Source organism: Salmonella sp. 32070601201500089SM (genome assembly GCF_017573605.1).
Classification (GTDB): Bacteria; Pseudomonadota; Gammaproteobacteria; order Enterobacterales; family Enterobacteriaceae; genus Salmonella; species Salmonella enterica.
In genome coordinates this window covers 17,264-24,839 of record NZ_JAGETK010000026.1, presented here as the reverse complement: position 1 = coordinate 24,839, position 7,576 = coordinate 17,264, and the positions used below count along the sequence as shown (strand labels likewise).

8 protein-coding genes, 2 tRNA genes and 1 other RNA gene are annotated in these 7,576 nt (G+C 48.7%); 7 read left to right on the top strand and 4 right to left on the bottom strand.

Features of this window, described 5'->3' with window-relative positions; all coding sequences use genetic code 11:
- On the top strand, positions 1–377 hold a 377-nt coding region (locus J4728_RS23530; RefSeq protein WP_072276842.1), incomplete at its 5' end, for an iron-containing alcohol dehydrogenase.
- 196 nt (positions 378–573) lie between these two features.
- Here the strand turns inward: J4728_RS23530 and tdk are convergent.
- On the bottom strand, positions 574–1,191 hold the full coding sequence (gene tdk / locus J4728_RS23525) for a thymidine kinase (RefSeq protein WP_000068097.1): 618 nt from the start codon (positions 1,189–1,191) through the stop codon (positions 574–576).
- Between the two features lie 662 nt (positions 1,192–1,853).
- Between tdk and hns the strand changes: the two genes are divergently transcribed.
- Positions 1,854–2,267, top strand: a complete 414-nt coding sequence (gene hns, locus J4728_RS23520; RefSeq protein WP_001287383.1) for a histone-like nucleoid-structuring protein H-NS — start codon at positions 1,854–1,856, stop codon at positions 2,265–2,267.
- A gap of 130 nt (positions 2,268–2,397) precedes the next feature.
- On the opposite strand, the gene galU is transcribed toward hns, so the two are convergent.
- From galU to rssA, 3 genes are all read right to left on the bottom strand, one after another.
- Positions 2,398–3,306: a UTP--glucose-1-phosphate uridylyltransferase GalU gene (gene galU / locus J4728_RS23515; protein ID WP_000729450.1), complete on the bottom strand. Its 909-nt coding sequence runs from the start codon at positions 3,304–3,306 to the stop codon at positions 2,398–2,400.
- Positions 3,307–3,508: 202 nt separating this feature from the next.
- Entirely contained in the window at positions 3,509–4,522 is a 1,014-nt protein-coding gene (rssB, locus tag J4728_RS23510) for a two-component system response regulator RssB (RefSeq protein ID WP_000193432.1), read from the bottom strand.
- Between the two features lie 90 nt (positions 4,523–4,612).
- Entirely contained in the window at positions 4,613–5,518 is a 906-nt protein-coding gene (gene rssA, locus J4728_RS23505; protein WP_001230575.1) for a patatin-like phospholipase RssA, read from the bottom strand.
- Between the two features lie 110 nt (positions 5,519–5,628).
- Here rssA and J4728_RS23500 point away from each other — a divergent pair, with 110 nt between their 5' ends.
- The 5 genes from J4728_RS23500 (at position 5,629) to J4728_RS23480 (ending at position 7,518) form a co-directional block, all read left to right on the top strand.
- On the top strand, positions 5,629–6,087 hold the full coding sequence (locus J4728_RS23500) for a YchJ family protein (protein WP_001540172.1): 459 nt from the start codon (positions 5,629–5,631) through the stop codon (positions 6,085–6,087).
- A gap of 50 nt (positions 6,088–6,137) precedes the next feature.
- Complete coding sequence (gene purU, locus J4728_RS23495) at positions 6,138–6,980, top strand: formyltetrahydrofolate deformylase (RefSeq protein WP_208212510.1); 843 nt, start codon at positions 6,138–6,140, stop codon at positions 6,978–6,980.
- A 158-nt stretch (positions 6,981–7,138) separates the two neighbouring features.
- Positions 7,139–7,223, top strand: a tRNA-Tyr gene (locus J4728_RS23490).
- A gap of 44 nt (positions 7,224–7,267) precedes the next feature.
- Positions 7,268–7,399: non-coding RNA, RtT sRNA (locus tag J4728_RS23485), on the top strand.
- Between the two features lie 34 nt (positions 7,400–7,433).
- A tRNA-Tyr gene (locus J4728_RS23480) sits at positions 7,434–7,518 on the top strand.
- The last annotated feature ends 58 nt before the right edge of the window (positions 7,519–7,576 follow it).

Sequence of the window (7,576 nt, the reverse complement as noted above, 5' to 3'; positions counted from 1 at the left end):
GTCCGCAGGCACGCCGTCGTTACGCTGAAATTGCTGACCACCTGGGCCTGAGCGCGCCGGGCGACCGTACCGCCGCTAAGATTGAAAAACTGCTGGCATGGCTGGAAAGCATTAAAGCTGAGCTGGGTATTCCTAAGTCTATCCGTGAAGCAGGCGTACAGGAAGCTGACTTCCTGGCACACGTTGACAAACTGTCTGAAGATGCCTTCGATGACCAGTGCACCGGCGCTAACCCGCGTTATCCACTGATCTCCGAACTGAAACAGATTCTGCTGGATACCTACTACGGTCGTGATTTCACCGAAGGTGAAGTTGCAGCGAAGAAAGACGTCGTTGCCGCACCGAAAGCAGAGAAAAAAGCGAAAAAATCCGCTTAATTCGTTATCTGTTTTAGCATGACAATAACGGCCTCAATTGAGGCCGTTTTTTTGTTTTACCTGTTTATCTGATGCCTGAAGGCGCTATGCTGATCATCTGGCCTACGTGCTCACGGCACGCCCTTCGTCAGGAGGCCTGAATAATGACCTCCAAAGCGCTACAGGGCGTTTTATAAGCCGATCTTTACCTCAGGTATCATATGTGCCGATGACGCTCCTGAATCGCCGTCAGTGAGCCCTCCTCCAGCGCGTCCTTATAATGCTTACGGCAAACTGAAACGTAGCGTTCATTCCCGCCAATAACCACCTGTTCGCCTTCGTTATAAGGCCTGCCGTCCTGATCAAGGCGCAGAACCATACTGGCTTTACGACCGCAGAAACAGATAGTTTTTAATTCCACCAGCTTATCTGACCATGCCAGCAAGTATTGGCTGCCGACAAAGAGCTCCCCACGAAAGTCTGTTCGTAGCCCATAGCAAAGTACTGGAATATCTAATTTGTCGACAACCTCGGATAATTGATAAACCTGCTGGCGAGTCAAAAACTGGCTTTCGTCGACTAACACGCAATGTATTGTCTGCCGCGCGCTCTCGGCACGAATCTCTTCAAACAAGGATGTATTTTGGTTAAACAATTTTGCCGGCGACGACAAACCGATACGAGAGCTGACTTTGCCTGCGCCGAAACGATCGTCGATTTCCGCCGTATATACGACGGTACGCATCCCGCGTTCCTGATAATTGTATGAAGATTGCAGCAGTGCAGTCGACTTACCCGCATTCATTGCCGAATAGTAGAAATATAGCTGTGCCATTGGTCGCAGGACCTCACCTGAGTGAAATAAAGATTGGCGGGATTGTACCATAATTTACCGACGCGACGGCGCGGCTCGCGCTCCGGTGAGTATTAAGAATTGTACAAACATCGCTCACTATACCCAAAATAATTCGCGTTGCTTAAAGGCGGCAAGGGAGTGAGTCCCCAGGAGCATAGATAACTATGTGACTGGAGTGAGCGAGCGTAGCCAACGCATAAGCAACTTGAAGTATGAAGGGTATATACACATTCCTTCACAAATTATGCCGTTAAAATTCATCAACAATGCTTATCATCACCCGCCAATATGAAAACCTTGTACTTATTGTTACCGTTACTCATACCCGGTGCAAAGTAATAGGGTTTTCTTGTAAGGAAATCTAATACAAGAGATTGATATCTCAGCAATGAGATCGTATTTCATCATGATAAAATGTGACCTGACTCCTAAATTTTTAGCGACAGACGGTGAGTATCCCCCCTGCCAATAAGCTCTTTTTTGTGCGGCGCCTCAAGGAAAATTTAAGTTGAGATAATTAAAACGTGTGCTTAATAAAGCGTAATTTTGAATTCCTTACATTCCTGGCTATTGCACAACTGAATTTATCGCTCTATTATTAGCTCAACAAACCACCCCAATATAAGTTTGAGATTACTACAATGAGCGAAGCACTTAAAATTCTGAACAACATCCGTACTCTTCGTGCGCAGGCAAGAGAATGTACTCTGGAAACGCTTGAAGAAATGCTGGAAAAATTAGAAGTTGTCGTTAATGAGCGTCGTGAAGAAGAAAGCGCTGCTGCTGCTGAAGTGGAAGAACGCACTCGTAAACTGCAACAGTATCGTGAAATGTTAATTGCCGACGGCATTGACCCGAATGAACTGCTGAATAGCATGGCTGCCGCTAAATCCGGCACCAAAGCTAAACGCGCAGCTCGTCCGGCTAAATATAGCTACGTTGACGAAAACGGTGAAACTAAAACCTGGACTGGCCAGGGTCGTACACCGGCTGTAATCAAAAAAGCAATGGAAGAACAAGGTAAGCAACTGGAAGATTTCCTGATCAAGGAATAATTTACTTCCTGGATGCTTAAAATCCCGCCGCTGGCGGGATTTTTTTTGCCTGAGTTCTCCGCTGACGACCCCAGGCATAAAAAAGCGCCGGATTTACCAGCGCTTCTGTTAAAAAATTTATAACGTATCGTTACTTCTTAATACCCATTTCTTCTTCAAGCCAGGCTTTAAATTCAGCACCCAGCGAATTATGACGGATGCCATATTCAACGAATGCCTGCATATATCCTAACTTATTACCACAGTCATGGCTTTTACCCTTCATGTGGTAGGCTTCAACCGTTTCTTTTTCGATCAGCATATCGATAGCATCGGTCAACTGAATTTCATCCCCGGCGCCCGGAGGGGTTTTCGCCAGCAACGCCCAGATATCCGCGCTCAACACATAACGCCCGACAATCGCAAGGTTAGACGGCGCGACATCCGCTTTTGGTTTTTCAACCACGCCAACCATCGGCACACTTTCGCCCGGCGCCAGCTCAACGCCTTTACAATCGACCACGCCGTATGCGGTCACATCTTCTACTGGCTCAACCATAATCTGGCTATTGCCGGTTTCGTCGAAACGGCGGATCATTTCAGCCAGGTTATCCTGAGACAGGTCGGACTCATATTCGTCAAGAATAACGTCTGGCAGAATAACAGCGACAGGTTCGTTTCCGACAACGGGATGCGCGCACAATACGGCATGGCCCAGGCCTTTTGCCAGCCCTTGACGTACCTGCATAATAGTGACATGCGGAGGGCAAATAGACTGAACCTCCTCCAGAAGCTGACGCTTAACGCGTTTTTCCAGCATCGCTTCCAGCTCAAAACTGGTATCAAAGTGGTTTTCAATAGAGTTTTTAGACGAGTGCGTAACAAGCACGATTTCAGTAATGCCAGCAGCGATACATTCGTTCACGACGTACTGAATTAATGGCTTATCAACCAGCGGCAGCATCTCTTTCGGGATAGCTTTGGTCGCTGGCAGCATCCTGGTTCCCAATCCCGCGACCGGGATAACGGCTTTTTTGACTTTCGAATTAAGGGCAGCCATTTAAAATTCTCCTGGACTGTTCATGTATTGAACGTGTTCATTAATCTGTATCGTGTTCCAGTATATCAGTACCAGAACAAGCCTCAGGTCCAAAAAGGACTTATATTGGTATAATTAAGACAAATACTTATAAATCTGCCGCAGATAGTAACACTCGTCGGGAAAGGCCGGTAAAGCAATTTCCGCTCACTCTTCCGTTTGGTCATTCCGCAGACAACATCAATCGCAGACGCCCTCCTGCGCCCCATATTTGACACTGCCATGAGTCGCAACGCTGGCTTAATTGGTTAAGGTAGGCGTTACCCAATGTTCCTAGCGGCACGCCGCTGCTAATTTGAACCTGATGAGCGCCCGTATTTAAGGTGGCGTTCAATCCGGCGGAGACGAGAATCAAATTTTTGAGCTCACTGTGATAGTAGCCGACAAATAGCGGGAATTGCCCAGGTAAATTGGCTTGTCTGAGCAGATGATTTACCTGTTTTAATAGCGCGCCTAACTCCGGTAAACGGTGCTTTTGTTGGCCGAGCTGATCCTGCAATAAGCCGTTAAATAGCGCCCGCAGCAACAATGCGGCTAACACGCCGTTATCGCCCGCCCGGGTGACATCCAGGCAATAAAATGCCAGTTCGTTATCAGATAGCGGCGCAATATCCAGCACCAGTCCAGGCTGATCGGCGGAGACGAGCTGCCGGTAATTAATGCGGCAATGAGAAATCACCTGCTGTACCGGGGGCTGCAATTCCTGCAACAATTGCGCTGCGGCGGTTGGATTACTCACCATTGCATCCCAGTCACGAAACAGGCGTTCTTCTTCTTCAACCCGCGAGTTAAACATATTAGGGTATAAGCAAGCGAATACGGTTTCCCGCAAGCGGTTGAGATCTTTTACCGGCTTCAGCAAGACATCTTCAACCCCAAGGCGTAACGCTTTGGCGATATCCGCCATATTTTCTGTTGCGGAAATAACCAGAATAGGCGTCTGGTCTCCGCGATTACGTAAGTTTTCTACCAGTTTGAGACCGTTCATTCTCGGCATAGCGATATCACATATCATGAGATCAGGGGTAAAACGCCCCATCAACTCCAGGGCATCTACCCCGTCGCCTGCCAATGCCGTTGTCGCTCCCAAAGAGGAAAACCACGAATCCAGAAGCGAGCGAAATACAGGCTCGTCTTCAACAATAAGAATCTGTTTTCCGACCAATGGCTGCGTCATGTTCTCTCCCCTGACTGGCTTTAATCAATAGTGGCATGGTATTGCCGCTTGCGCCTGTCAGAATTTGCTTAAGTGATCGTAAAAGGTACATTAAACGTCGGTACGCACCAAGGGTATAAGTTCGTCCATCTTTTTCTCTACGGCTAACTGACCCGCCGCAATAGCGGCATGGGCGCGATGAAAATCCAGCGTTGAGATTTGCGGACAGAATGGTTGAATGAGAATATCAGGCGGATCGCCAGCCATACGGTTACGTTTAAGACGATTTTCCAACACCTGGATGGAGGTTGTCATGATTTCCATTGCCCCAGGCGAACTCACGCCACGGCGTGAAGTCAGGCTACTGAAACGTTCTTTTAAACGCTTATGCCAGGGCAGCGCATCATCGCTCTCTTCATTGATATTCCCGACATTTACAGAGAGCAAATCTTGCTGCATGAGGTGGGCATCATGTTGCAGGTCTACCGCAATAACGATATCAGCCCCCAGCGCCCTGGTTAACGAAACAGGTACCGGATTAACGACTGCGCCATCTACCAGCCAGTAACCGTTATGTTCAACCGGAGACATCAGCCCTGGCATACTGCACGACGCGCGTACGGCAAGGTGTAGATCGCCTTCAGTAAACCATAGCTCTCGTCCCGTGCTAAGATTCGTCGCGACCGCGCCAAAACGTCTTGAACAGTGGTCAAAATCCGTGACGGGCATAATATCCCGATAGTGATTAAATACGCGTTCGCCGCGAAGCAACCCTCCTCTGCCCCAGGATACATCCATCAGGCGTAAAACATCCCAGTAGCGGAATGAACATACCCACTGTTCAAGCGCCGATAATTTATTACAGGCATACGCGGCGCCGACCAGTGAACCTATTGAGCATCCTGCAACGATATCAATATCAATGCCTGTTTGCTTGAGGGCTTTGATGACCCCAATATGAGACCATCCTCTCGCTGCGCCAGATCCCAGCGCCAGCCCTATTTTCATTTTTCTCATCGTACTTAACGACTTCCCCTGGCTTCAAGACGTAGCAACATCGCCACTGCTCAGTTAACATAATGCCACCCTGGCGTTCAACGCCGTTTTTTATATTCAGGGAGATTATTGTGTCTCAGCCTTGTCCCTGTGGTAGCGCTGACGAGTATAGCCTATGTTGTGGTCGTATTGTGTCCGGAGAACGAGTAGCACCCGATCCGTCACATCTCATGCGCTCTCGTTACTGCGCTTTTGTGATGAAAGACGCAGATTACTTAATTAAGAGCTGGCATCCAACCTGCAATGCGGCCGCGTTTCGTGATGATATCATCGCCGGATTTGCCAATACCAGGTGGCTCGGCCTGACTATTTTTGAACATACCTGGTCAGAAGCAGAAAATACAGGGTATGTTAGTTTTATCGCGCGTTTTTCCGAACAAGGGAAAACCGGGGCGATTATCGAACGTTCTCGTTTTATCAAAGAAAACGGTCAGTGGTATTATATTGACGGTACCCGCCCGCAGTTGGGTCGAAATGATCCCTGCCCGTGCGGTTCAGGCAAAAAATTTAAAAAGTGCTGCGGCCAGTGACGCCTGACAGTATCGATACAGCAAACACTCTCAACAGGATTTTTCCGGCAATGCAATCACTACAACGTAAAGTTCTGCGTACTATTTGTCCCGATCAAAAAGGCCTTATCGCGCGGATTACCAACATTTGCTATAAGCACGAGCTTAATATTGTGCAAAACAATGAATTTGTGGACCATCGCACCGGACGCTTTTTTATGCGGACCGAGCTGGAAGGCATCTTCAATGATTCCACTCTTCTGGCCGATCTGGACAGCGCCTTACCGGAAGGCTCTGTTCGTGAACTCAATCCCGCCGGACGCCGTCGGGTAGTGATTCTGGTTACCAAAGAGGCGCATTGTCTGGGCGACCTGCTGATGAAAGCCAACTATGGCGGGCTGGATGTTGAAATCGCCGCGGTCATTGGCAACCATGAAACGTTACGCTCGCTGGTTGAACGTTTTGAGATCCCTTTCGAACTGGTCAGCCATGAGGGATTAACGCGTGAAGAGCATGACACGAAGATGGCGGACGCCATTGATGCCCATCAACCGGACTATGTGGTGCTGGCCAAGTATATGCGTGTTTTGACGCCAGGTTTTGTGGCGCGCTTCCCGAACAAAATTATCAATATCCACCACTCATTCCTGCCGGCGTTTATCGGCGCGCGCCCTTATCATCAGGCCTATGAGCGCGGCGTGAAAATCATCGGCGCTACCGCGCACTATGTGAATGATAATCTGGATGAAGGCCCAATCATTATGCAGGACGTGATTCATGTCGATCACACTTACACCGCAGAAGATATGATGCGTGCCGGGCGCGACGTTGAGAAAAACGTATTAAGCCGCGCGCTGTATCAGGTTCTGGCGCAGCGGGTCTTTGTTTACAGCAATCGGACGATTATTCTTTAATCGTCAGTAATATGAATTGATTAGCTTTAATCCGTTACGGATGAAAAGTACGCAAACAGTTCATTTCAGGCAAAGGAATGCTTTACAGCGGCGTGTCATTTGATATGATGCGCCCCGCTTCCCGAAAGGAAGCGGGCCAGTATTAAGCATTACCCCGTGGTGGGGTTCCCGAGCGGCCAAAGGGAGCAGACTGTAAATCTGCCGTCATCGACTTCGAAGGTTCGAATCCTTCCCCCACCACCATTATTCACTACATCGATGTAGTTAACTCGATGAGCAATGCAGAAGTTTGCACTTGTCGGGGAAGGGTGAGAACCTTCGATTAAGGTTCGACTCGAGCGAAAGCGAGAGAACGTTGCCAACGGCAACGGCCCGTAGGGTGAGGAGCGAAGCGACGAATAATCCTTCCCCCACCACCATCTTCAAGCTTTACCTACAATTTGAATTACCCTTGGTGGGGTTCCCGAGCGGCCAAAGGGAGCAGACTGTAAATCTGCCGTCATCGACTTCGAAGGTTCGAATCCTTCCCCCACCACCATCATGATTTTCAGAAAGCATCTAACCTTCATTCGACATCGGTTTGTCATAATTCTACC